Source organism: Streptomyces sp. NPDC005141 (genome assembly GCF_053599975.1).
The window spans coordinates 1-24277 of record NZ_JBSFYW010000069.1 but is presented as its reverse complement, the minus strand read 5'-3'; the positions used below and the strand labels follow the sequence as shown (position 1 = coordinate 24277).

Below are 24277 nucleotides of genomic sequence, written 5' to 3'. Positions count from 1 at the left end.
ACCGACCGCCCGCGGGAGACCGAGTCCCCGCGACCCCGCCGCGCGTCCCGGCGTTCGCGGCTGCCGGGGGTGCGTCCCTGGCTGGCCGTCCCGTTGCTCGCCGTGCTGCTCGCGGGGTGCGGGATCCGCTCCACGCAGGTGCCGACCGACTTCGGTCCGGCGCCCTCCCGGGTGCCCTGCGCCCTCTCCGGCCCCGACATCTCCACCCAGACCTCGCACGGCGTGCCCGTCCAGGTGTTCCTGCTCTGCTCGGCGCAGCTGGTGACCCTCGACCGGTCGGTGCGCATCCCGGACGGTACGGCGGAGGCGGCGCGGCGGGTCCTGGTGGCCCAGGCACTGCTCGACGAGCTCGCGGAGACACCGTCGACGCCCGAGCAGCAGGCCGGGTACACGACGGACGTACGCGGCGGCATGACCGTCGGCGGGCCCCGTGGCCGGGACCCCGAGGACACCCTCCGGCTGAGCACGCCGCCGGCGGACCTCACTCCGGCGGCCCTCGCCCAGATCGTCTGCACCTTCTCGGACTCGGCCGCCGCGCGCGACGACGGCACCGTCGTGCTGGGCGGTCCCGCCCCCGCTCCCCTGCGCAGCTACGAGTGCACCCCCGAGGTCCGCGCCTCCCCCGGCACCGAGTCGCCGACGTCGACGGCGGTCGGGGGTTCGTGACACGGCGGGGGCGAAAACCCCCGCCACGGAACCGATCGTGCCGGACCCCGCGTCTTGTGGGGCGTGCAGCGTCATGGTTCAGACGGCGGCAGCGCCGTCACCCGCGTCCGTGTGGCAGGAGGTGTCCTCCTCGTCGCATACCTGGCGCTCGTCGCCTGGATCACGCTGCGACCGCTGGACGTCCCCTGGGTGAGCGCCGCCAACCTGCGGCCGTTCGCGGGCATCAGAGCCGATCTGGCGCTGGGCCCCGAGACGGCGATCCGCCGCATCGCCGCGGGCCTGGCCCTGCTCGCCCCGCTGGGCGTCCTGCTCCCGATGGCGGGCGGCAGGCTCACCGTCTCCCCCCTCGGCTCCCTCCTGCGGACGATGACCGCGGGTGCCCTGCTCTCGCTGGGCATAGAGCTGCTGCAGACCGGTGTCCCGGGTCAGGTCGTGGACATCGACTCGATCACGCTGAACACCTTCGGCGTGGCCCTCGCCCACCTCGCGATCGTGCCCGCCGCCAGGGCCGGTCTCCGTCGCAGGGCCGAGACGAGGCGCCGCGACGCCGTGCTTCGGGAGGACCCCGCTCAGGGTCGGACCCCGACGATTCCCAGGGTCGGGATCGCTCCGTAGAGCGACGCTTCGTCCGCTTCGTCCTCGTAGCGTTGAAGACATCGGTGAAGGCACCGATGAGAACGACGAAGCCGGCCCGGCCGGCACTCGACGACGGTTCGCGAAGGAGCCACCATGACCGCCCTTGCCCGCCCCACGAACGGCCGCATGATCGGCGGAGTCTGTGCTGCGCTGGCACGGCGCTTCGGCACCTCCGCGACCACGATGCGCGTCATCTTCGTCCTGTCCTGTCTGCTCCCCGGCCCGCAGTTCGTGCTCTACATAGCGCTGTGGATCCTCTTCCCCTCCGAGGGCAAGGCCTCCCGCACCGCCTGGTGACCCGGCCGGACACGGCGGACGGACGGCGAACGCCGGTGGGGCGCACCCGACGGGGGTGCGCCCCACCGGCGTTTCCTACAGCCGGCGTTCGTGCGGCCCGAAGGCCCCGCGCTCGGACAGGCAGGGGCCTCGGTCCGGCGGAGAGCCTCAGCCCAGCGGAATGCCGTTCAGCGGCAGACCGTGCGTGGGCAGCCCCTGCACGGGCAGCCCACCGAGCAGTCCGGCGACGGGCGCGGCCGGCCCGGCGGCGAGCAGACGCGCGGCGGCGGGCTGCGCGGCGGTGGGCTGCGCGGCGGTGGGCTGCGCGGCGGCGAGGCCCGTGCCGAGCGCGCTCTGGCCCTGGGCGAGCGCCCCACCGGCACCGGGCAGCGCCTTGGTGACGTTCTCGGCGGGCATCGTCCTGGTGACGGTGTCCAGCGCCGAGGAGGAGTCCGGCAGGGCCGGGGCGGCGTTCGCGGCACCCGCGCCGGCAGCGGCGAAAGCGGCGCCGAGAGCGGCGACACCGAGGGTCTTGGCAGCAGACTGCTTCATTATGAATGCGTCCTTGGATGGGTGACATGGGGATGTGAGCGGTCTAAAACCGTAAACACACAAACCCACCCTCCGCAAACATCGAAAAGCGGCCGAGCCATGGAGAAGAAGTGAAGACCCGGCCGCTTCCCACCCGCTCCGATCAGGCCTGATCGCCCACAGAACCGCTGGTCGAGGCAGTCTGCTGGAACAGCCATTCGGACTTCAGTTCTGCGTATCCGGGCTTGATCACGTCATTGATCATGGCCAGTCGTTCATCGAAAGGAATGAATGCCGACTTCATGGCATTGACCGAGAACCACTGCATGTCGTCGAGCGAATAACCGAACGCATCGACAAGATGCTCGAATTCCCGACTCATGCTCGTTCCCGACATCAGCCGATTGTCCGTGTTCACGGTCGCACGGAAATGCAGGCGCCGCAGCAGCCCGATGGGGTGCGCCGCGTACGAGTCGGCGGCGCCGGTCTGGAGATTGGAACTGGGGCACAGCTCCAGCGGGATGCGCTTGTCGCGGACGTACGACGCGAGCCGCCCGAGCTGCACCGACCCGTCCTCCCGCACCTCGATGTCGTCGATGATGCGCACGCCGTGTCCGAGCCGGTCGGCGCCGCACCACTGGAGGGCCTGCCAGATGGACGGCAGACCGAACGCCTCGCCGGCGTGGATCGTGAAGTGGTTGTTCTCGCGCTTCAGGTATTCGAAGGCGTCGAGGTGCCGGGTGGGCGGGAAACCGGCCTCGGCGCCGGCGATGTCGAAGCCGACGACGCCCAGGTCGCGGTGGCGGTTGGCGAGTTCCGCGATCTCCAGGGCGCGGGCCGCGTGCCGCATCGCGGTCAGCAGGGCACCGACCCGGATGCGGTGGCCGTTCTCCCGGGCCAGCCGTTCCCCTTCACGGAAGCCCTCGTTGACCGCCTCGACGACCTCCTCGAGGCTGAGCCCGCCCTCCAGGTGCTGCTCGGGCGCGTACCGCACCTCGGCGTAGACGACCCCGTCCTCGGCCAGGTCCTCGGCGCACTCGGCGGCGACCCGCACCAGCGCCTCGCGGGTCTGCATGACGGCGCAGGTGTGGGCGAAGGTCTCCAGGTACCGCTCCAGCGAACCGGAGTCGGCGGCCTCGCGGAACCAGAGACCGAGCTTGTCGGGATCGGTCTCCGGGAGGTTGGAATAGCCCGTTTCCCGGGCGAGTTCGACGATCGTGCCGGGGCGCAGTCCCCCGTCGAGATGGTCGTGAAGCAGGACCTTGGGCGCCCGGCGGATCTGTTCCGAGCTCGGGGTGTTCCGGATCTGGCTCGTCATTTTCGCACTCTAGCCCCTACGCGCGTAGATCTCCTGTTGTACGAATCCGTCGATACGTAACGGTGACCGTGCGGACGGGTGGCGTACACCCTCGCTTCTGAGACTGTTCTGTCATGGCACAGCAAGCGACGCCGGTTCGCAGGGCCCGGCTGGGGAGGGCGCTCGGCCCTGAGCCGTCGGCGGTCAGCGGAGTTGTTCTGCTGCTGCCGGGCGGCGAGGAGGCCTCGGCCCGCAGACCCTCCCCCATGATGGCGACCGCCTCCGTACGCGCGTTGGGGCGCCGTCTGACCCGCGCGGGAAGCACCGAAGGACTGGTCGCCCACGTGGTGCACTACCGGGTCCGCGGCTGGAACGGCAGCGAGGCGCATCTCGCGGCCGACGCGTCCTGGGCCGCGGACGAGGTCGTCCGCCGCTACGGCGACGTCCCCGTGTGCCTGGCCGGCATCGACATGGGCGGCCGGGCGGCGCTGCGCGCGGGCGGGCACACGGCAGTCAACTCCGTGCTCGCGCTGGCACCCTGGCTGCCCGAGGAGGACGTCGCCGCGCCACCCGAACCGGTGAAACAGCTGGCCGGCCGGCGTGTGCTGATCGTGCACGGCACCAACGACCAGCGCACCGACCCGGAGTTGTCGTTCCGGTTCGCTGCGCGCGCCAAGAAGGCCAACCGCGGCATCTGCCGCTTCGAGGTCCACTCGGACGGGCACGCGCTGCACCAGCACCGGAGCGAAGTCCTGGCTCTCGCACAGGACTTCGTGCTGGGGACGCTGTTCGGGCACTCCTTCTCCCGCCCGGTCGAGGACGCGTTCGCCGCACCGCCGCCACTGGGCCTGCGGATGCCCCTGGCGGCGGGCTTCGGACAGTCGCTGCGCCGGTAGCGGGGCGGCCCCGGGCGGGGCCCGTCGGTGGCGGTCAGTCGGGCAGGAGGTGGCCGCGCCGGGACAGCAGGAACTTCTTGAAGGCGGCCACCGGCGGGGTGTCCGGGTGACCGTCCAGCCAGGCGACACCGATCTCGCGCACGGCGCGCGGGGCGGTGACGGTGAGTTCGACAACTCCCGGGCGGGCGACGGCCGGTGGCGGAAGCAAGGCGACCCCGAGTCCGGCGGCGACGAGCCCCCGGAGCGTCTCCGCCTCCTCCCCCTCGAACGCGATGCGCGGTCTGAACCCCGCTTCCTGGCACAGGTCGTCGGTGATCCGGCGCATCCCGTAGCCGGGTTCCAGGGTCACGAAGGTCTCGTCGGCCGCCTCGGCGAGGCGGATGCGCTTGCGGGCGGCGAGCGGGTGGTCGGCCGGCACGACCAGGCGGAGCTTCTGCTCGTCGAGGCGGCGGCCCACCAGATCGGGCGCGTCCGGCACCGGCGAGGTGAGACACAGGTCCAACTCGCCCGAGCGCAGCCGCTCCAGCATCGCCTCCCCGTAGTTCTGCACCAGGCTGAAGCGGACCCGTGGATGGTCGGCGCGAAAGGCGCGGATCAGCCCCGGCACCGTCTCCGAGCCCATCGTGTGCAGAAAGCCGAAGGCGACCTTGCCGGTGGCCGGGTCGGCGTCCGCGCGTACCTCGTCGGCGGCACGCTCGACCTCGGCGAGGGCGCGCTCCACCGAGGAGAGGAAGGTGCGGCCCGCGGGGGTCAGCGACACCGTCCGGCCGCGACGCGTGAACAGGTCGACGCCCAGGTCCTGTTCGAGCCGGACCATGGCCCTGGACAGCGTCGACTGCGGGACCCGCATCTGCTGCGCGGCCCGGGTGACGTGCTCGGTGCGGGCGACGCCGGCGAAGTACGCGAGGCGCGGGGCGAGCAGCCTCGACATGTGCGCGCTGTCTTCTGTGTCACTGAACGATGACAGGTGAGCTTCTGACCTCTGCTGATGCGCCATGGGAACGATTATGGCGATTCCATGCATTGGACGGATGAACGGCGCGTCCTTAGGTTCGAAGCATGCCTTCCGCCAGTACCGAGGCGTCCACAGTCGTGGGCGCCGCATCCTCCGTCCCTGTCACCGACTCCCGTATGGCCCCCGGTGGGCCCGGCTACCGCCGGATGAGCTTCGCTCTCTTCCTCGCGGGCGTCGCGACCTTCGCGCTCCTCTACTCCACGCAGGCCCTCCTCCCGCTGGTCTCCGCGGACTTCGGGGCGAGCGCGAGCCAGGCGAGCTGGACGGTGTCGGCCGCGACGGGCGGGCTGGCGCTCTTCGTCCTCCCGATGAGCGCGCTGTCGGAGCGTTTCGGGCGGCGTACGGTGATGACGGCGTCCCTGGCCGTGGCGGTCACCGTCGGTCTCCTGGTCCCCTTCGCGCCGTCGATCGGCGCGCTGGTGGCACTGCGGGCGGTGCAGGGTGCGGCGCTGGCGGGTCTTCCGGCGTCGGCGACGGCGTATCTGGCGGAGGAGGTCCGCCCCAAGGCGTTGATCACCGCGATCGGTCTGTTCGTCGCGGGCAACAGCGTCGGCGGGATGAGCGGGCGGGTCATCACCGGCTGGGTCGCGCAGGAGTGGGGCTGGCGGGTGGCCGTCGGCACCATCGGGCTGATCGCCGTGGCCTGCGCGGTGGCCTTCCGGCTGCTGCTCCCGGCGCCGCGGCACTTCGCGCGGGGTTCGCTGCGTCCGCGGGTGCTGGCCCGCACGGTGCGCGACCATCTCGCCAACCCGCTGCTGTGCCGGCTGTACGCGATCGGCGCGCTGTTCATGACGGTGTTCGGCGGGGTCTACACGGTCATCGGGTACCGCCTCGGCGAGGCGCCCTTCTCCCTCCCCCAGGGCATCGTCGGCTCGATCTTCCTGGTCTACCTGGTCGGTACGGTGTCGGCGTCGACGGCGGGCCGTCTGGTCGGCCGGGTCGGCCGCCGCGGCTCCCTCTATCTGGCGGGCGGCACCACGACCGCCGGTCTGCTCCTCTCCCTCGGGGACTCCTTGGCGCTGGTCCTGCTCGGTCTGGTCCTGATCACGGCGGGCTTCTTCGCGGGCCACGCGGTGGCGTCGTCGTCGGTGAGCCACACCGCGCGCGAGGGGCGGGCGCAGGCCTCGGCGCTCTACCAGTCCGCGTACTACATCGGCTCCAGCGCCGGCAGCACGCTCGGCGCGGTCGCCTTCCACGCGGGGGGCTGGGCGGGCACGGTGACCATGGGCCTGCTCGCGGTTCTGGGCGTCGTCTCGATCACCCTGTTCGGCTCCCACGCGGCGCGCACCGCCTCCCGCCGCGCGCCTGCCCTGGCCCACTGAGCCCGGACCCCTCTCCGACACACCTCCTGTGAGCTGCGCCTTTCCTCGCTCCGCACGCCATTGTCAGTGGGCTGCGGTAGCTTCCGAAGTGCTGGCGCAACGACGCGCGGAACGGAACGGCCACAGGGGTGGGTTGGCTATGAGCGACGGTACGGCGACGACGGCAGACCTGGACGTCCGGCTGGAGAAGCACCGGGTCGAGCTGACCGGGTACTGCTACCGCATGCTCGGCTCGTCCTTCGAGGCCGAGGACGCGGTGCAGGACACGATGGTCCGCGCCTGGCGCAGCTACGACAAGTTCGAGGGCCGTTCCTCGATGCGGTCCTGGCTGTACCGGATCGCGACGAACGTCTGCCTGGACATGCTCAACGCGAGCAACCGAAGGGCTCGTCCGATGGATCTCACGGCCCCCTCGCCGCTCGCCCAGGCGGCGCTCACCCCCCGCCCGGACAACACCTGGCTGGAGCCGATGCCCGACGCGCGTGTGCTGCCGCTCGCGGCCGGTGACCCGGCGGAGGCCGCGGTCGCCAAGGAGTCGGTGCGGCTCGCCTTCATGGCGGCCCTCCAGCAGCTGCCGCCCAAGCAGCGTGCGGTGCTCATCCTGCGCGAGGTGCTCGCGTGGCGGGCGAGCGAGGTCGCCGAACTGCTCGGCACCACGGTCGCGTCGGTCAACAGCGCGCTCCAGCGGGCCCGCGCCACCCTCGCCGAGCGCGACGGGGCGGGCGCGGAGGCCGCCACCTCGGACCCGCTCGACGAGGAGCAGCAGAAGCTCCTGGAGCGCTATGTGGCGGCGTTCGAGGGGTACGACATGACGGCTCTGACGGCGCTCCTGCACGAGGACGCCATCATGACGATGCCGCCGTTCGACCTGTGGCTGCGCGGTACGGACGACATCACCGGCTTCATGACGACGCTGGGCGCCGCCTGCGCCGGATCGCGCCTGATCCCGGTCGAGGTCAACGGCCTGCCGGGCTTCGCCCAGTACAAGCCGGACGAGGAAGCGGGCGGCTACACCCCCTGGGCGGTGCAGGCGCTGGAGATCTCAAAGGGCCGTATCACCGGGTTCCACTGCTTCCTGGACACGGCCCGCTGGTTCCCGCTCTTCGGGCTCCCCCTCCACCTCGACGGATCCGAAGGGGCCGAAGGTCCCGGGGCCGTCGGCGCTCACGGAGACGCGGGAGCCGGAGCTGTCGGAGATCTCGAAGCGGAGGCCGACCAGGTCGAGTAGGGCGCGCAGGGCCGGGTCCGGGTCGCGCAGCCGTATCCGGCCTCCGGCCCGGCGGGCCGCCAGCTCCAGTCTCGCCAGGGCGTCGACGGCGGCGAGGCCGGGCGGCCCGAGGCCCGCGACATCGCAGACCACGACCCCGGCCCCGGTCACCTCGAGGAGCGCGCGGACGTCGTCGCAGAGCCGGGGCACCTCGTCCCGGGTGACGAGTCCTGGCATCACGAGTACGGCGGGTGTCGCGGAATCCACGGTCAGTAGACCGTCCGGGGACACGGAACTCATCGCGGGCGGCGCGGAGGATCACATTGACCTGCGCCCGCTCCTCCCCGTTGGGTTGGATGCATGCCCCATGAATCAGTTCCGCCCGCGATATCCGACGGCTTCCTCCCCGCCGAGGAGGCGCCGTGCAGGGCGTGCTGACGGGCTTCGCGGTCATCGCCGTCGTCATCGGCGTCGGATACGTCATCGGGCGGCGGGGCCACCTCGGGGACAACGGGCGGGAGGTGCTGACGAAGCTCGCCTTCCACGTGGCGTCGCCCGCGCTGCTGTTCACGACGCTCGCGCAGGCCGACCTGTCGGTCATCTTCTCCAGCCGGCTGCTGGTCACGGCGATGAGCACGGCCGCGGCGGCCGGTGTCTTCGTCGCGGTGGGGGCCGTACGCCGCTGGGGCCTCGGCCGGACGACGATCGGCGCGCTCTGCTCCAGTTACGTCAACTCCGGCAACCTCGGTATCCCGATCGCCGTGTACGTGCTGGGCGATGCCTCGCTGGTGGCACCCGTGCTGCTGTTCCAGCAGATCATGGTCACGCCGATCGCCCTGACCGTCCTCGACCTGTCCGGGGCGGGCGAGAAGGGTCCGCTGTGGCGGCGGCTGATCACACCGCTGCGCAATCCCATCGCGGTCGGTTCGCTGAGCGGCGTCGCGGTGTCGGCGACCGGCCTGACCGTGCCGGACCCGGTTCTGGATCCGCTCCAGCTGATCGGCGGCATGTCGGTGCCCGCGGTGCTGCTGGCGTTCGGGATCTCGCTGTGCGGCAGCAGCCTGCCGGGCCGCGGCTCGGACCGGGGTCCGGTGCTGCTGTCCGTCGTGCTGAAGTCGGTGGGCCAGCCGCTGGCCGCCTGGGCACTGGCCGTCGGGGTGTTCGGTCTGCGCGGCGCGCCGCTGCTCGACGTGGTGGTCACCTCGGCCCTGCCCGCCGCGCAGAACCTCTTCACGTACGCCTCGCGCTACCGGGTGGGCGAGACCCTGGCCCGCGAGTCGATCCTGCTCTCGACGATCCTGGCCGTGCCGGTGCTCGTGGTGATCGCGGCCGTGCTCGGGTGAAACGCGACGGGGACCGGCGCGAGGGCGCCGGTCCCCGTCGTGGAGCGGAGCGGACGTGCGATCAGGCGATCCGGTCCAGCACGATCGGGGTGGACGTGAAGTCCGTGCCCGCCGCCGCGATGTCGTACGAGCCCTCGACCGCCTGGAGTGCGTACTCGAAGCGCTCCGGGGTGTCCGTGTGGAGGGTGAGCAGGGGCTGGCCCGCCGTGACGGTGTCACCGGGCTTGGCGTGCAGCTCGACGCCCGCGCCGGCCTGCACCGGGTCCTCCTTGCGGGCGCGTCCGGCGCCCAGGCGCCAGGCGGCGATACCGATGTCGTACGCGTCGAGGCGGGTCAGCACACCCGAGGCCGGGGCGCTCACCACGTGCCGCTCGCGTGCGGTGGGCAGCTCGGCGTCCGGGTCGCCGCCCTGGGCGGCGATCATGCGGCGCCACACGTCCATCGCGGAGCCGTCGGCGAGCGCCTTCGCCGGGTCGGCGTCCTTCACTCCGGCCGCGTCGAGCATCTCGCGCGCCAGGGCGATGGTGAGCTCGACGACGTCGGCCGGGCCGCCGCCGGCGAGGACCTCCACGGACTCGCGGACCTCCAGCGCGTTGCCCGCGGTCAGACCGAGCGGCGTCGACATGTCGGTGAGGAGCGCGACCGTCTTCACACCGTGGTCCGTGCCCAGGCCCACCATCGTGGAGGCCAGCTCGCGGGCGTCCTCGATGCTCTTCATGAAGGCGCCGGAGCCGACCTTCACGTCCAGGACCAGCGAGCCCGTGCCCTCGGCGATCTTCTTGGACATGATGGAGGAGGCGATGAGCGGGATGGCCTCGACCGTGCCGGTGACGTCGCGGAGCGCGTAGAGCTTCTTGTCGGCCGGGGCGAGACCGTCACCGGCCGCGCAGATGACCGCGCCCGTGCTGTCGAGGACGTGCAGCATCTCCTCGTTGGACAGCAGCGCGCGCCAGCCCGGGATCGACTCCAGCTTGTCCAGGGTGCCGCCGGTGTGGCCGAGGCCGCGCCCGGACAGCTGCGGCACCGCGGCACCGCAGGCGGCGACCAGCGGGGCCAGCGGAAGCGTGATCTTGTCGCCGACGCCGCCCGTGGAGTGCTTGTCGGCGGTCGGGCGGGACAGGGACGAGAAGTCCATGCGCTCGCCCGATGCGATCATCGCGGCCGTCCAGCGGGCGATCTCACGGCGGTTCATGCCGTTGAGCAGGATCGCCATGTTGAGGGCGGCCATCTGGTAGTCGGCGACCTCGCCACGGGTGTACGCGTCGATGACCCAGTCGATCTGCGGATCGCTGAGTTCGGCGCGGTCCCGCTTGGTGCGGATGACGGAGACGGCGTCCATGGCCATGGCGTTCCTTCCAAAAGATAAGCGGCCCCTCCCTGGGATCGGTCGATCGGGAGGGGCCGCGGGGCATTACCTGGTGAGATGGCCGGGGCCGAAGGCCTGCGGGAGCATCTCGGAGAGCGGCACGATTCCGGCCGGGGTCTCCAGGAGCAGTTCGGGCCCGCCGAACTCGAACAGCAGCTGCCGGCAGCGACCGCACGGGACGAGGATCTCGCCCCGCCCGTCGACACAGGTGAAGTGCGTCAGCCGGCCGCCGCCGGTGGTGTGCAGCTCGGAGACCAGACCGCACTCGGCGCACAGGCCGAGGCCGTAGGAGGCGTTCTCGACATTGCAGCCGGAGACGATCCGGCCGTCGTCGACGCGGGCGGCGGCGCCGACCGGGTAGCCCGAGTAGGGGGCGTACGCGCGGGACATCACCGTACGGGCCACCTCCCGCAGCTCCTCCCAGTCGACGCTCGCGCAGTCCGCGCCGGCGGAGGTCACTTGCCCTGTCCCTTCCGGTACGGCAGGCCGTCCGCCTTCGGCATGCGCAGTCGCTGCGCCGACAGTGAGAGGACGAGCAGGGTGATGACGTACGGGGTGGCGGAGACGATCTGGTTGGGCACCTCGTTGGTCATGGAGTACCAGAGGAACACGAGGACGCCGACGACCAGGGTGATGACGGCGGACACGTACTTCTTCTTGACCGCGAGCCAGATCGCGCCGATGGCGAGCAGGATGGCGCCGAGCAGCAGCAGGGCGTGGACGTTCTCCGAGCCGCCGCGCAGGTTGAGGCTGTCGGTGTAGCCGAACAGGCCCGCGCCCAGGGCGAGTCCGCCGGGCATCCAGTTGCCGAAGATCATCGCGGCGAGACCGATGTAGCCGCGACCGCTGGTCTGGCCCTCCAGGTAGAAGGGGTTGGCGACGATGGAGAGGAAGACACCGCCGAGGCCGGCCAGACCGCCGGAGATGATCACGGCCAGGTACTTGTACTTGTAGACGTTCACACCGAGCGACTCGGCCGCGATCGGGTTCTCGCCGCAGGACCGCAGGCGCAGACCGAACGAGGTGCGCCACAGGATCCACCAGGTGGCGGGGATCAGCGCGATGGCGATCAGGGTCAGCCAGGAGACGTCGGTGACCAGGCCGCCGAGCAGACCCGCGATGTCCGAGACGAAGAACCAGCCCTTGGAATTCAGGGTGGTGAGCCAGTCGGAGAGCCCTGGCACGGTGAAGTGGCCGAGCGATTCGACGGGCGGGGACTGCTTGGCCGAACCGCCCTGGACGCCCTCGAAGGCGAGCGGGGAGAGGTAGCGGGTGGCACCGAGCGCCAGGATGTTGATGGCCACACCGGAGACGATGTGGTTGACGTTGAAGGTGACCGTGATGATCGCGTGCAGCAGACCGCCGACGGCGCCGCCGATGATGCCGATCAGGACGCCGGTCCACGGGCCCCACTGGTAGCCGGCCCAGGCACCGAACCAGGTGCCGAGGATCATCATGCCTTCGAGGCCGATGTTGACGACGCCCGAGCGCTCGGCCCACAGACCGCCGAGACCGGCCAGGCCGATCGGGACGGCCAGCTCCAGCGCGGTGGACATCTGGCTGACGTTCGTGATGCCGTCGGCGCCGGTGATGATGCGGACGATCGAGGTCAGCGCCAGGGCGCCCGCGATCACCAGCAGGAGGACGGGGAGCGACAGCCGGCGGCCCTTGGGAGCCGCGGGCTGCAGCGTGGGCTGGTTGACGTCGGTTGCGGTGGTCATCGGCCAGCCACCTCCTTCTCGGTGTTGTCGGTGGCGCCGAGGGCGTGGCCCGCGGCGAGTTCCGCGCCGACGCGGCGCTGCTGGCGGCGCAGACCCCACTCGCGCACGGCCTCGTAGGAGACGACGACCGAGATCACGATCAGGCCCTGCATGATGACCGCGATCTCCTTGTCGTACCCGTGGAAGTCGAGCTCGGGCGAGGCCTTCTCGAGCCAGGCCCACAGCAGGGCCGCGAAGGCGATGCCGACGGGGCTGTTGCGGCCGAGCAGTGCGATGCCGATGCCCAGGAAGCCGATACCGGTCGGGAAGTTCAGGCTGTAGGTGTGCGTGTCACCGAGCAGGATCGGCAGGCCCGCGAGACCCGCCAGGCCGCCGGAGAGCAGCATGGCGGTCAGCACCATGCGCTTGGAGTTCACACCGCTGGCCGCGGCGGCGGACTCGGAGGCGCCGGAGGCGCGCAGGTCGAAGCCGAAGCGGGTGCGGTTGAGGACGATCCAGTAGCCGATGCCGAGGACCGCCGCGAGGATGACCAGACCGTAGATCTCGCCCGCGTCGCCCATGCTGAAGCCGGGAATCCAGCCCGACTTGTGCATCACGCCGGTGGTGTTGTTGTTGCCGAGCTTGACGCCGAAGACGTCGGGCAGCCACAGGTAGGCGATGACGGAGGTCGCGATCGCGTTGAGCATGATCGTCGCGACGACCTCGCTGACCCCGCGGGTGACCTTGAGGACACCGGCGATACCGGCCCAGAAGGCGCCGGTGCAGACGGCGGTCAGGATCAGCAGCGGCACCTGGAGCGCGGCCGGCAGCGCGACATGCGCGCCGACGATCGCGGCCATCATGGCGGCGAGCTGGTACTGGCCGTCCACACCGATGTTGAACAGGTTCATCCGGAAGCCGATGGCCACCGCCAGCGCCGCGATGTAGTACAGCGAGGCCTGGTTGATGATCAGGACCTGGATGTCGGAGTACGTCGCCTGCTGGAACATCAGCGTGTACGGCTCGATCGGGTTCTTGCCCGACGCGATCAGCACGACCGAGGTCAGCGCCACGGCGACGACGAGCGCGATGACCGGTCCGGCCACCCCGAGGAGCAGGCGCTCCTTGTCGAACTTCTTCATCAGCGGGCCTCGTCTTCCGGGGCGTCTGCCGGGGTCTCGGCGGGCTCTTCGAGCTCGGCCTGTTCGGCGAGCTCCTCGTTCTCCAGGTGTCCGGAGGCGGCGCCGGTCATGGCCGAGCCGAGTTCCTCCGGGGTGATGGTGGCCGGGTCGGCGTCCGCGACCAGCTTGCCGTTGTAGATCACCCGGAGCGTGTCGGACAGGCCGATCAGCTCGTCCAGGTCCGCGGAGATCAGCAGGACGGCGAGGCCTTCGCGGCGCGCCTCGCGGATCTGGTCCCAGATCTGCGCCTGCGCACCGACGTCCACACCGCGGGTGGGGTGGGCGGCGATGAGGAACTTCGGCTTGTGGCTCATCTCGCGGCCGACGATCAGCTTCTGCTGGTTGCCGCCGGACAGGGAGGCCGCGGTGACGTCGATGCCGGGCGTGCGCACGTCGTACTGCTCGACGATGCGGCGGGTGTCCTTCTGGGCACCCTTGATGTCGAGCCAGACGCCCTTGGCGTTGGGCGCCTCGGTGACGTGGCCGAGGATGCGGTTCTCCCAGAGGGGGGCCTCCAGGAGGAGGCCGTGGCGGTGGCGGTCCTCGGGGATGTAGCCGATGCCGCCCTCGCGGCGCTTGCGCGTCGACAGGGCGGTGATGTCGTCGCCCTGGAAGCGGATGACGCCGGAGTCGGCGCCCTTGAGGCCGATCAGCGCGTCGATGAGTTCGGTCTGGCCGTTGCCCTCGACACCGGCGATACCCATCACCTCACCGGCGTGGATGGTGAAGGAGACATGGTCGAGCACGAGCCGCACGGCGCCGCGCTCCACCTGGTCCATGAGCAGGCTCGCCGAGCTCTTGCCCATCGACACCGAGCCCTTGGCGAAGACCGTCAGGTCGTCGACCTCGATCACGGCCTGGTCGGTGACCGTCGACTCGGACGTCTCCGGCGTCGGCAGTTCGCTGCCGACCATCAGCTCGGCGAGCTGACGCGGGGTCGTCTCGGACGGAACGGCGGTCCCGACCGTCGTGCCGCGCCGGATGACCGTGATGTCGTCGGCGACCGAGAGGACCTCGCCCAGCTTGTGCGAGATGAAGATGACCGACAGTCCCTCGGCCTTGAGTTCGCGCAGGTTGTCGAAGAGCGCGTCGACCTCCTGCGGCACGAGGACGGCGGTGGGCTCGTCCAGGATCAGGATCTGGGCACCGCGGAAGAGGACCTTGAGGATCTCCACGCGCTGCCGGTCGGCGACGCCGAGCTCCTCGACCAGGACGTCGGGGCGGACCCCGAGGCCGTAGCGCTCGGAGAGCTCCACGATCTTGCGGCGGGCCTTGCCTCCGATGCCGTACAGCTTCTCGCTGCCCAGGACGACGTTCTCCAGGACGGTGAGGTTGTCGGCCAGCATGAAGTGCTGGTGGACCATGCCGATGCCGCGGGCGATGGCGTCGGCGGGCGACGAGAAGGTGACCTTCTCACCGTCGACGGCGATGGTGCCCTCGTCCGGCTTCTGCATGCCGTAGAGGATCTTCATCAGCGTCGACTTGCCGGCACCGTTCTCGCCGACGAGGGCGTGCACGGTGCCCTTGCGGACGCTGAGGTGGATGTCGTGGTTGGCCACGACACCAGGGAATCGCTTGGTGATCCCGGCGAGTTCGACAGCGGTCGCCTGACCGTTGACCGCGCCGGCCGGAGGGCTGCTGGACGCGTTGATGGCGCACTCTCCTGAGGGAAAGGGGGTCGTCTACGCGCGTAGCGCCCCTACGGCAACGAAAGGGGCCACGCGCCGCGAGAACGGGATACGGGGAGCCAGACTCCTCGTATCCCGTTGAGCGGACGTAACCCCGCGGTTACCAAGCGACTCCGGGGCGGAACAGGCGCCTCTCCGTGCCGGACGGCACAGAGACTTGCCCGAACTTCCCCGGGACCGCATTGGCTGCTCCTGAGGTCCTGCTCGTCAGCTGGTCTTGACCTTGATCGCACCGCTGATGATCTTCTCCTGGGCGGCCTTGACGGCGTCCTGGATCGCGGTGTTGTTCTTGAACTCCGGGTTGGAATCGGCCAGGCCGACCTCACCGGACTTCAGATCGCCCCGAACGATACCGCTCTCGGGCTTGCCGTCCTCGACCGACTTCGCCAGGCTGTAGACCGCCTTGGCGACGTCCTTGGTGGCGGAGGTCAGGATCGAGTCCTTGTACTTCGCCAGCGCTTCCTGCTGGTACTGGTCGGAGTCGACACCGATGGCCAGGACCTTCTTGGCGGAGGCGGCCTCGATGACACCCTGACCGGACAGACCGGCCGCGGCGTAGACGACGTCGGCCTTCTTCTCGATCTGGCCCTCGGCGGCCGTCTTGCCCTTGTCGGGGCTGGAGAAACCACCCTCCTGGGCGGTCTGCGTCAGGTACTGCGAGAGGACCTTGACGCCGGGCTTGGTGTCCTTGACACCCTGCTCGAAGCCCGCCTCGAACTTGTGGATCAGCGGAACATCCACGCCGCCCACGAAGCCGACGGTGTTGGTCTTGGTGGCCTTGGCGGCGGCGACACCGGCGAGGTACGAGGCCTCCTGCTCGGAGAAGACCAGGTCCGCGACGTTCTTCGCCTCGACGGTGGAGTCGTCGACGATGCCGAAGGTGGTCTTCGGGAACTTCGCCGCGGCGGCCTTGACGGCCGGACCGTAGGCGTAACCGATGCCGATGACCGGGTTGTAGCCCTGCTTGGCCAGCGAGACCAGGCGCTGCTCCTTGTCCGCGTCCGTCTCGCCGTCGGTGGGCTCGACGTCGGCGGTGTCGTACTTGAACTCGCCCTTGGCCTTCTTCAGACCCTCGAACGCCGCGTCGTTGAACGACTGGTCGCCCTTGCCGCCGACGTCGTACGCGATGGCGAGGCCCTTGTCACCCTTCGCGTCCGACGAGGACGAGCTCGAGGTGGAGGTGCCGCCACAGGCGGACAGAGCGAGGGCGAGAGAGGCGGTCGCAGTACCTGCGAGCGCGATGCGGGTAACCCGGCGCATTACATGTGCTCCTGTCATACAGCGCCCGACGGTTCAGCTTCGGCGCTGGCTTCGCCGCAGATTAACGCGCGTAGACCAACTAGAAAACCCCTTCTGTCCACCTTGTTATCCGGCTGTGCCCGACGCCACGTGTCCGCGGGTCCGGGTCTTGCCGACCGCAAAGGACCTGTGGCGGTGGGTGACCCCGCGAAAGGACAGCGGAACGGGGGGGGGCCCGGGGGGGGCCCCCCGGACGCCCCCCAGGGACCCGAAGGGCGAGGTAGGGTGGCCCGCGGGGGGGGGGGGGGGGGGGGCCCCCCCCCCCGCGGGCGCCCGGGTGTTTTCCCACCCCCCCGCGCCCCCCCCCCCCCGGGGGCCCCCCCCCCCCCCCCCCCCCCCGCCCCCCCCGGGGGGCGGGGGGACACCCCCCGTCCCCGCGCGGCCCCGCGGCCCGCTCAGTCCCGGGCGGCCGCCCCGCGCAGCGCCGCGATGGCGGTGCCGATCGCCTGCTGGAGCTCCTCCAGGCGCTGCACCATGTCGTCCTCGTAGATGTCGTCGGCGTCGTCGAACGTCAGCTCCTCGAAGACCTTCGTGGCCTTCTGCAGGCTGCTGTAGAACTTCGTCCGGCGTTCCTGGACGCGCAGTTCGGGATCGGCCTCCACCGTCTCGACGACCAGGTTCTTCATGGTGTCGTACGCCTCCGCGGCCCACTCACCCGCGTCCTCGCCCTCGTCGAGCTCGTCGAGGAGGGACAGGTGCCGCTCGGCCTCGGAGCGCAGCTCGGCCGGAGCGTCCAGGGTCTGCCCGGCCGGTGTCCTGATCTGGCCCTTCTCCGCGATCTGGCGCACATAACCGATGCGGTCGGCCGCCCGGTTCTCGGTGGCGACCGCCTTCTTCAGCTCCTCCGTGCGGGCGATGTCACGGGCCAACTCGGTCTGGAGCGCCGGGTCTTCCTTCACCCGGTCCAGCAGCGCGGACCGCGCGGCCTTGGCGGTGGAGGGGTCGGCGAGGATCGCGGCCCGCAGTGCGGTCGGGTTCTCGGCCACCTCCAGGGCCTTGGTGGGACGGATGCCCTCGGCCTCGGCGGCCTGGGTGATGGCGGTGCCGCGCTCCGAGGCGGCACTGGAGCGGGAAGCGTAGTAGGCCGACCAGGCCTCCCCGTCCGGCAGTTCGACGTCCTCGCCGGGGACCAGGGTCTCGAAGTGGGGGACCAGCCCGTCGTCGGCGGCCCTGTCCCAGGCCTTGTAGTAGCGCATGACGCGCTCGGGAGAACATCCGGCCAGTTCCGCGAACTCCTTCGCGGACACCTTGGGCGTGTCGTCGGCGGACTGTCCGCCGGGACGGACGCTGCGCGCCACCTTGAGCGCGAAGGCCCAGCCACCGTTGCGCGCGTAGGCGCCGAAGTCGTGCGCGTCGCGCTCGATGAGGTCCGGAACGTCGGTCTGCTCGACGGCGTCTTCGGATGAGGTGATGGCTTCGGTCACCGGGAACTCTCCTGGGGTGGTGGGGCGTTGATGTCACGGAGGATGAAGCTATGGCCTAAGGTCTGCGTGGAATCAAGGTGACACTCGGAGACCGCGGCCCAGCGGACACCCCAGTAAATCCGAAATGTGCAAACCCAGAAACGACGCGATGTGATGACCTTCACCCCGATGTGGCAGAAAGTGATGAATTCCTTACGGCCGTGTCACGTACGGGTGGGTATCGACCATCGTGCGACCGCGGGAGGATCTTTCGTGCGACCGTTCACTCTCAACTACGCCCTGCCCTCAGGGCAGTCGGCCGCAATACCCCCGTACCACTTCGACGTGTCCCTGCAACTGAACGTGCTGCCCGACGGCCGCCCGGCCGTCAGTGATCGCGCGCTGCTGATGGCGACCGGCACCACGACGTCGACGGCCGGTTCCCAGACGCACTTCGACGACTGACGGAAGCCCGCGCGCATGACGGTTCTCATACTCACGGCCGAGCAGGACGTCACCGCCGACATGGTGGTGGCCAAACTGCATGAGCGGGGCGTGCCCATGGTGCGCCTCGATCCCGCCGACCTGCCCGGCAAGGCGGTGCTGTCCGCCGACTACGCCCACGGTGACTTCGACGGCTATCTGTCGGTCAACGGCCATGTGCTCAGCATGGGAGGCCTGCGCTCCGTGTGGGTGCGCAGGCCGGGCGAGCCGGCGGCCCATGCCGCCGAACCCTCCGCGTGGCTCACCGCCGAGACCAGGCAAGCCCTGTTCGGCATGCTGTACTCGGCCTCGACCCGCTGGATGAACCACCCGCGCCGTGCCGAGCAGGCCCGGCACAAGCCCTGGCAGCTGCGGGTGGCCCACACCAGCGGATTCGCGGTGCCGCCCACGGTGATCACGACCGCTCCTCGGGTGGCCCAGCAGTTCGTCCAGGAGCACCGGGACGTGGTGGTGAAGTCCGCCTCGGGGCCGCCGCCCGGCGAGCCCCCGGCGGCCCTGCCGACCACGCTGGTCGGACCCGACACGGACTTCTCCGGTGTGGCGGCGGGCCCCGCGTTGCTCCAGCGCTACATTCCCAAGCGTGCCGACATCCGGCTCACCGGCATCGGTACCCGGCTGTTCGCCGCCCGCAAGGCGGCCGAGCCCGGTCAGGTCGACGGGCGATTCGGCGAGACGGGGAACGGCTGGGAGCCCGCACCGGTGCCCGATCGCATCGCCCGCGCCGTCCACGACTACCTGGCCTTCACCGGACTCGCCTATGCCGCCTTCGACTTCGCCGAGGACGCGGAGGGCATCTGGTGGTTCCTGGAGTGCAACCAGGGAGGCCAGTTCGGCTTCGTCGAGCTGGAGACCGGGCAGCCCATCGCCGAGGAGGTCGCCCTGTGGCTGGCCCAGCGCAGACCCGACTTCCGTATCCCGGAAGGGCATTGACATGAATACGGAGTGACGCTGATTCAGTTGGCGTTCGGCTGGAAGGACTTGAGGAAGACGTCCAGCGCCTGCCGGTTGGCCTTGGTGCCGTAGTCGTCGGCCGGCGTCGTCCAGCGCAGGGAGAAGCCCCGGCTGCCGCCGATGAGGAAGCCGCGGCCGAAGGTGCGCACCTGCTCTCCCCGGGACACGGAGTACCACTCCATGTCGGCGCCCTTCCGGCCGCGATAGGTCACCGGCCGGATGTCGCCCACCCGTTCGTAGCCGGTGGAGACGGCGCGCAGGGCGGGCTCCAGGTCGCTCCAGACGGCGACGGGGTCCGGACCCAGCTGGGTGCTGTAGGTGACGGCCAGCGTGCGCGGATCACCGCTCGCGCCGAAGGTCACCCGGTAGGCGAGGTCGTCGGACGACTGCGTCTCCAGGGGTTTCCAGCCCCGTGGGAGGGCGACGGCGAAGCCCTGGGGCGCCCGGTAGAGGGAGAAGCCGGCCGGTACCGTCGCGCCCGCGGTGGGGGAGGGCGACGGCGTGACGGACGCCGAGGGCGTCCCGCCGGGGCGCGCGCCGGAACCGGTGGAGGGCGCGGACGGTGTGCCGGAGGCCGTCCGTGACGGTGCCGAGCCGGACGCGGACGTGTCGTCGCCGCCCGGCAGCCCGTCCACCGCGGCGAGCACCGCGAGGGCGACGACCGTGGCGGCGAGCGCCCCGCCGAGCAGAACCGGCCGACCGGCGAACCGGCCTCGCCGGGTGCGCCCCTCGTCCGCGTCCCTCTCGAGAAGGTCCTCGCCGGGATCGGGGAACCCGGGCAGCTCCTCGGGCGGCGTGGTCTCTTCGAGGTTCTGCCGGAGGATGCGTGTCAGTGCCTCGCGTACGACGGCTTCGGGCACCCGCTCCACTGGGTCCCAGCGCAGCAGGCCCTGAATCGCGGGCGCCAGCGGGCCGGCGCTCACCGGGGCCCTGACCGGCAGCCGGTCCACGGCCCGGAGCGTGGCGTCCATCTGCCCCCGGTCCTGAACGGCCGGCCGGCCCTCGACGAGCGCGTACATCATCGCGCCCAGCGCCCAGAGGTCCGCCGCGGGTGCGCCGCCCTCACCACGGGCCTGTTCGGGGGAGGCGTACGAGGGAGAGGTGACGCGCGTCGAGTCAGTGGGCGCCGTCACTCCGAACCCGGTCACCGTGACCGTGCCGTGCTCGTCGGCCCACACCTGGCTCGGGCCGAGTTCGCCGTGGTGGACTCCCTCGCCATGGGCGGCGGTGAGGACATCGAGGACACCGAGCCCGACGCGGGCCGCCCGCACGTGATCGAGCGGCTCGCGCCCGAGGAGCTCGGTCAACGGGGCGCCCGGGGGCCGCTCGGTGACGGTCCACACGAAGCCGGGCTCCTCGACCACGTCGAGCACCGCGGCCACCCCGCCGGGGCAGGCCGGTCCGAGGATCTCGGCCGCGCGCATGATCCGGTCGGCGGCGGGCTCACGCGCCCCCTCGCGACGGTGCTCCGCGAGGCGGGTCCAGGTCAGAACGACCGGCCGCCCGAAGGCGATGTCCTCACCGTGCCAGCAGGCCCGGCCCTCTTCCCGCAGGACCACTTCGAGCAGCCGGTACCTCCCGGCGATCAACTCGCCCGCGGAGTCTTGCGCCTTCACCATCGTCATCCCTCGCTGCGTGCCCGGCCTCACCTTTCCCGGAAATACGCACGGCGTGACGAAGAGTGTTCAACGGGAGACGGATCGAAATATCTGTTTCTGCTCGGCCGCGCCGTTGTCGCGCACTCGTACGAACAGTTCAGGCCGTGTTTCCTACTGATTCACCGCACAGTCGATGCTCGGCATGTCGCCTGCTGGAGAAGGGAGTTGGTGCCGGAGCTGGAACCCGGGCGTGCTGTCGCCGTCGGTCATGGACATGGGAGAGACGTCCGGGAAAGATGCCACCTGCAAGCAATGCCCTTGATCATCGTGCCCAGTCGCCGTCCACCGCCCGAGCCACCCGGAGGCCGTCCGTATGAGTGCCCGTCCGCTGCCTGTCAGTCCGCCCGCCGAGCAGGGAGTCGACGCCTCGGGCATCACCGCGTTCCTCGACGCCGTCGAGGCCGCCCCGGACATCGAACCGCACAGCCTCATGATCCTGCGTCACGGGCACCTCGTCGCCTCCGGCTGGTGGGCGCCGTACACGCCCGAGCGCATCCAGCTGCTCTACTCGCTCAGCAAGAGCTTCACGTCCACGGCGGCCGGATTCGCCGCGGCCGAGGGCCTGTTGGACCTGGACGACACGGTGATCTCGTACTTCCCCGAGTTCGAGGCCGACATCACCGATCCGCGCAGCCGCGCCATGCTCGTCCGGGATGTCGCGGCCATGGCCAGCGGCCACCTCACCGACACCTGGGCCGACGCGGTCCGGCTCGACCGCAAGGAGGCCGTACGCGGCTTCCTGCTGATCCCGCCGGACCGCGACCCCGGCACCGTGTTCGCGTACAACCAGTCCGCCACCTACACCCTCGCCTCGATCGTCCAGCGGGTGACCGGTCTGTCGCTGACCGCGTATCTGCGGCCCCGGCTGTTCGACCCCCTGGGTATCGGGGAGACCGCCTGGACGCGGAACCGGGCCGGCCGGGAGATCGGCTTCAGCGGGCTCCACGCCGCGACCGACGCCATCGCCCGGCTCGGGCAGCTGTATCTGCGCGAAGGTGTCTGGGAGGGTCGGCGGCTCCTGCCGGCCTCCTGGATCGCGGAGGCGTCCCGCGCGCATGTCGCGAACGCGGACGGCACCCCCGAGGGGGCCCGGTCGGACTGGCAGCAGGGCTACGGACTCCAGTTCTGGCGGGCGCGGCACGGATATCGCGGCGACGGGGCGTACGGCCAGTTCTGCGTCGTGCTGCCCGAGCACGACGCGGTGATCGCGACGACGGCGGCGACCGACCGGTTGCAGGAGGTGCTGGACCTGATGTGGCGGCATCTGCTGCCGGCGTTCGGTTCGGCACCACTGCCGGCCGGGGGCGGGGCCGACGGTGCGCTGCGTCGACGGCTCGCCCGGCTCGCCCTGCCGCCGGTCGAGGCGAAGCCCGAGCCGCCGGAGCCCGCGGACGCCTGGTCGGACACGGTCTTCGTGCCGGACGGCGGCGTCTGCGCGGACCAGCGCACGCTGACGGGAGTGGTCGTGGCCGAGGGCGACAAGGGCCGGCTCGTCACCCTGGTCGAGGGCGACCGGCGGTCCGAGCTGCGGCTCGGCGGAACCGGCTGGACCGTCGATCCCGGCCCGACGCCCACGGCGGTGAGCGGGGGCTGGACCGACCCGGGCACCCTGCGCGTCGACGTGCTGTTCCTGGAGACCCCGCACCGCATGACCGTGACCTGCTCCCTTCCGGACCGCACGTTCACGGCGCGCTGGCACACGACCCCGCTCCACGCCCCCTCCCTGGCATCGCTCCGCGCACCGTCGCAGCCGTCGTAGAACGGTCATCGGGAAACGCCATACCGCGCCACCCCTTCCGCCATGTGGAGATATCTACCAACATGCATATGCCGAGGGCCTGACGGACAACTGCGGGCCCTCGGCCCGTGCCTCCCTCCGCGCCTGCCGAGCTGAGGGGAATATCCCGGGGTGATCCATGACCAACGCGATGTGGATGCAGAGTGTGGAGTGGCTCGCGGCGGCGGCCACGAATCCGAGGGCGTGCAAACGGGAGTGGGACCAGGGGAACGGCGGTGTACTCCTGGAGGCCGGGCGCTACTGGGACGTGCTGAGCGTGCCCGAGCAGCTCGGCCTGCTGGCCCTCGACATCCTGTGGTCCGACCCGGTCCAGGTGCCGGGGCCCACCCTGGTCGACTGCGCGGCCCACCGCGTCGGCTTCTTCCTGCCCCCCGACCCGGCCAGCCGGTGGGTGGGGTCGGGACTCCGCCACCTCGGCAAGGGCTCCTGGATCGCCGTACCGCCGCCCTACCGCTCCGCGGGACCCCTGGAGTGGATCATCCCGCCGGACGGGACGGGCGCCCTGCACTCCGACCTCTCCCTGGAGCTGGCGCTGCGCCAGGCCAACGGCACACTGGCTGTCCTGGAGCCCCCGGCCGCGCAGTAGCGCTCACCAGCCGGTCAGGCCCCGGCGTACGGGGACCGCGGGACGGATCCGTCGTTCGCCCCTTCCGCGACGGGGGTCGCGAAGGTGGCCCACAGCACCTCGCGGGGTTCCGGGACCCCACGGCCCTCGGCCCGCCACTCCGCGACGAGCTGGGCGTAGATCGGCGGATGGGTGGCAGGGTGGCCGATCCTGCCGCCCTGACGGCCGACCGGATCGCCGTAGGGCCTGCCGGTGCCGATGCCCGTCACCGTGCCGGCGCTCCCGTTCCCGTTCGTGCGGGTACCGGCACCCGCACGAACGGGAACGTGGCGCAACGCTTTGTGAGTGCTGTCCATGCCGGAGCAACGTGTGAGTCCGTGCCGGTGGAACGCGCCCCCGCGACCGCCCACCGGGTCGAGTGAGCGCGCCCCCCGTTCGGAGCAACGCGACGGCCGGGCACCCCGGGCGATCTCCGCCCGACGCCCCGGCGTGTTCCCGGCGGTCCCGGCCCGCTATCCGGCTCCGTAGAAGTGCGCCTGGCCTCCGCGCCACTTCACCCATGCCGGATCGTCCAGCAGATCCTCCGCGTCCGGCAGACCGGCCCGGCCGAGGAACTCCATCAGGTCCTCGTCCGAGAACGCCACGCCGAGGTTCTCACCCCGCGCGGTCACCTGGCGGCCACTGGTATCCAGGGCCGGATGCACAACCAAAGGAGCCCGTCCGGACATGTCTCCAGGATCGTCCTTCGCGGCGCGCCGCGCATCCGGACGGGCCGGCACGGGCGATCCGCACGCCGGACAATGCTCGCGCACGGCGGCGGGACAGTGGAGCGGCCGACGTGAAGTGGTTGTACTCAGCGGGATCTAGCGAGGAGCCCCGAGCCTTCAGGCCCGGGAGGAATCGTTTTTCAAGGTAGGGGTGACCTGCACCGGAGGACGGGTCTGCACTGTTGGACTCAGTCGGGACGTTTCTGGT

General features: G+C 70.9%; 24 protein-coding genes and 1 pseudogene. 11 read left to right on the top strand and 14 right to left on the bottom strand.

All coding sequences use genetic code 11. From position 1 onward, the window contains the following. Positions 1-60 precede the first annotated feature (60 nt). The 3 genes from ACWD68_RS35415 (at position 61) to ACWD68_RS35405 (ending at position 1599) form a co-directional block, all read left to right on the top strand. On the top strand, positions 61-666 hold the full coding sequence (locus ACWD68_RS35415; protein ID WP_451810579.1) for a hypothetical protein: 606 nt from the start codon (positions 61-63) through the stop codon (positions 664-666). Positions 667-729: 63 nt separating this feature from the next. Then, a complete protein-coding gene (locus ACWD68_RS35410) occupies positions 730-1281 on the top strand; it encodes a VanZ family protein (protein ID WP_451810564.1) in 552 nt (183 codons plus the stop codon). A gap of 114 nt (positions 1282-1395) precedes the next feature. After that, a complete protein-coding gene (locus ACWD68_RS35405) occupies positions 1396-1599 on the top strand; it encodes a PspC domain-containing protein (RefSeq protein WP_266762038.1) in 204 nt (67 codons plus the stop codon). A 147-nt stretch (positions 1600-1746) separates the two neighbouring features. Here ACWD68_RS35405 and ACWD68_RS35400 read toward each other — a convergent pair whose 3' ends face one another. Further along, positions 1747-2130, bottom strand: a complete 384-nt coding sequence (locus ACWD68_RS35400; protein ID WP_451810563.1) for an ATP-binding protein — start codon at positions 2128-2130, stop codon at positions 1747-1749. Positions 2131-2272: 142 nt separating this feature from the next. Continuing rightward, on the bottom strand, positions 2273-3427 hold the full coding sequence (locus ACWD68_RS35395; protein ID WP_451810562.1) for an adenosine deaminase: 1155 nt from the start codon (positions 3425-3427) through the stop codon (positions 2273-2275). A 113-nt stretch (positions 3428-3540) separates the two neighbouring features. Between ACWD68_RS35395 and ACWD68_RS35390 the strand changes: the two genes are divergently transcribed. Then, positions 3541-4302: an alpha/beta hydrolase gene (locus ACWD68_RS35390; protein ID WP_451810561.1), complete on the top strand. Its 762-nt coding sequence runs from the start codon at positions 3541-3543 to the stop codon at positions 4300-4302. 34 nt (positions 4303-4336) lie between these two features. Here the strand turns inward: ACWD68_RS35390 and ACWD68_RS35385 are convergent, their stop codons facing one another. After that, complete coding sequence (locus ACWD68_RS35385; RefSeq protein WP_451810560.1) at positions 4337-5299, bottom strand: LysR substrate-binding domain-containing protein; 963 nt, start codon at positions 5297-5299, stop codon at positions 4337-4339. Positions 5300-5361: 62 nt separating this feature from the next. Here ACWD68_RS35385 and ACWD68_RS35380 point away from each other — a divergent pair, with 62 nt between their 5' ends. Continuing rightward, complete coding sequence (locus ACWD68_RS35380) at positions 5362-6639, top strand: MFS transporter (protein WP_451810559.1); 1278 nt, start codon at positions 5362-5364, stop codon at positions 6637-6639. Between the two features lie 139 nt (positions 6640-6778). Further along, positions 6779-7867 (top strand): sigma-70 family RNA polymerase sigma factor, encoded by a 1089-nt coding sequence (locus ACWD68_RS35375; RefSeq protein ID WP_451810558.1) that lies wholly within the window; start codon positions 6779-6781, stop codon positions 7865-7867. A gap of 39 nt (positions 7868-7906) precedes the next feature. On the opposite strand, the pseudogene ACWD68_RS35370 reads toward ACWD68_RS35375, so the two are convergent. Continuing rightward, positions 7907-8083 (bottom strand): annotated as a pseudogene (locus tag ACWD68_RS35370) (STAS domain-containing protein); the annotation flags it as partial. Positions 8084-8268: 185 nt separating this feature from the next. Here ACWD68_RS35370 and ACWD68_RS35365 point away from each other — a divergent pair. Next, positions 8269-9189: an AEC family transporter gene (locus tag ACWD68_RS35365; protein ID WP_451810557.1), complete on the top strand. Its 921-nt coding sequence runs from the start codon at positions 8269-8271 to the stop codon at positions 9187-9189. Between the two features lie 61 nt (positions 9190-9250). Here ACWD68_RS35365 and ACWD68_RS35360 read toward each other — a convergent pair whose 3' ends face one another. From ACWD68_RS35360 to ACWD68_RS35330, 7 genes are all read right to left on the bottom strand, one after another. Continuing rightward, positions 9251-10534, bottom strand: a complete 1284-nt coding sequence (locus tag ACWD68_RS35360) for a thymidine phosphorylase (RefSeq protein WP_451810556.1) — start codon at positions 10532-10534, stop codon at positions 9251-9253. 66 nt (positions 10535-10600) lie between these two features. Next, positions 10601-11014 carry a cytidine deaminase gene (locus ACWD68_RS35355; protein WP_451810555.1) on the bottom strand — a complete coding sequence of 138 codons (414 nt, stop codon included), beginning with the start codon at positions 11012-11014 and terminating at the stop codon, positions 10601-10603. Then, positions 11011-12276: an ABC transporter permease gene (locus tag ACWD68_RS35350; RefSeq protein ID WP_451810554.1), complete on the bottom strand. Its 1266-nt coding sequence runs from the start codon at positions 12274-12276 to the stop codon at positions 11011-11013. The genes ACWD68_RS35355 and ACWD68_RS35350 overlap by 4 nt, the downstream gene beginning before the upstream one ends. After that, complete coding sequence (locus ACWD68_RS35345) at positions 12273-13397, bottom strand: ABC transporter permease (protein WP_451810553.1); 1125 nt, start codon at positions 13395-13397, stop codon at positions 12273-12275. The genes ACWD68_RS35350 and ACWD68_RS35345 overlap by 4 nt, the downstream gene beginning before the upstream one ends. Further along, on the bottom strand, positions 13397-15088 hold the full coding sequence (locus ACWD68_RS35340; RefSeq protein WP_451810578.1) for an ABC transporter ATP-binding protein: 1692 nt from the start codon (positions 15086-15088) through the stop codon (positions 13397-13399). Before ACWD68_RS35340 ends, ACWD68_RS35345 begins: the two co-directional genes overlap by 1 nt. Positions 15089-15331: 243 nt before the next feature. Continuing rightward, positions 15332-16384, bottom strand: coding sequence for a BMP family lipoprotein (locus tag ACWD68_RS35335; RefSeq protein ID WP_451810552.1), 1053 nt, complete (start codon positions 16382-16384; stop codon positions 15332-15334). Between the two features lie 434 nt (positions 16385-16818). Further along, the gene (locus ACWD68_RS35330) at positions 16819-17847 is read right to left on the bottom strand and encodes a hypothetical protein (RefSeq protein WP_451810551.1); all 1029 of its coding nucleotides are present in this window, start codon (positions 17845-17847) and stop codon (positions 16819-16821) included. A 252-nt stretch (positions 17848-18099) separates the two neighbouring features. Between ACWD68_RS35330 and tgmA the strand changes: the two genes are divergently transcribed. Further along, a complete protein-coding gene (tgmA, locus tag ACWD68_RS35325) occupies positions 18100-18291 on the top strand; it encodes a putative ATP-grasp-modified RiPP (RefSeq protein ID WP_451810550.1) in 192 nt (63 codons plus the stop codon). Between the two features lie 15 nt (positions 18292-18306). Continuing rightward, the gene (gene tgmB / locus ACWD68_RS35320; protein ID WP_356466923.1) at positions 18307-19260 is read left to right on the top strand and encodes an ATP-grasp ribosomal peptide maturase; all 954 of its coding nucleotides are present in this window, start codon (positions 18307-18309) and stop codon (positions 19258-19260) included. A 23-nt stretch (positions 19261-19283) separates the two neighbouring features. On the opposite strand, the gene ACWD68_RS35315 is transcribed toward tgmB, so the two are convergent. Continuing rightward, positions 19284-20900: a serine/threonine protein kinase gene (locus ACWD68_RS35315; RefSeq protein WP_451810549.1), complete on the bottom strand. Its 1617-nt coding sequence runs from the start codon at positions 20898-20900 to the stop codon at positions 19284-19286. Positions 20901-21252: 352 nt separating this feature from the next. Here ACWD68_RS35315 and ACWD68_RS35310 point away from each other — a divergent pair, with 352 nt between their 5' ends. Together ACWD68_RS35310 and ACWD68_RS35305 are read left to right on the top strand one after the other, a co-directional pair. Then, complete coding sequence (locus ACWD68_RS35310) at positions 21253-22698, top strand: serine hydrolase domain-containing protein (protein ID WP_451810548.1); 1446 nt, start codon at positions 21253-21255, stop codon at positions 22696-22698. Positions 22699-22855: 157 nt separating this feature from the next. Beyond that, positions 22856-23323, top strand: coding sequence for a hypothetical protein (locus ACWD68_RS35305; protein WP_451810547.1), 468 nt, complete (start codon positions 22856-22858; stop codon positions 23321-23323). Positions 23324-23337: 14 nt separating this feature from the next. Here ACWD68_RS35305 and ACWD68_RS35300 read toward each other — a convergent pair whose 3' ends face one another. Beyond that, positions 23338-23658: a hypothetical protein gene (locus tag ACWD68_RS35300; protein ID WP_451810546.1), complete on the bottom strand. Its 321-nt coding sequence runs from the start codon at positions 23656-23658 to the stop codon at positions 23338-23340. A 156-nt stretch (positions 23659-23814) separates the two neighbouring features. Beyond that, entirely contained in the window at positions 23815-24030 is a 216-nt protein-coding gene (locus tag ACWD68_RS35295; RefSeq protein ID WP_451810545.1) for a hypothetical protein, read from the bottom strand. Between the last annotated feature and the right edge of the window lie 247 nt (positions 24031-24277).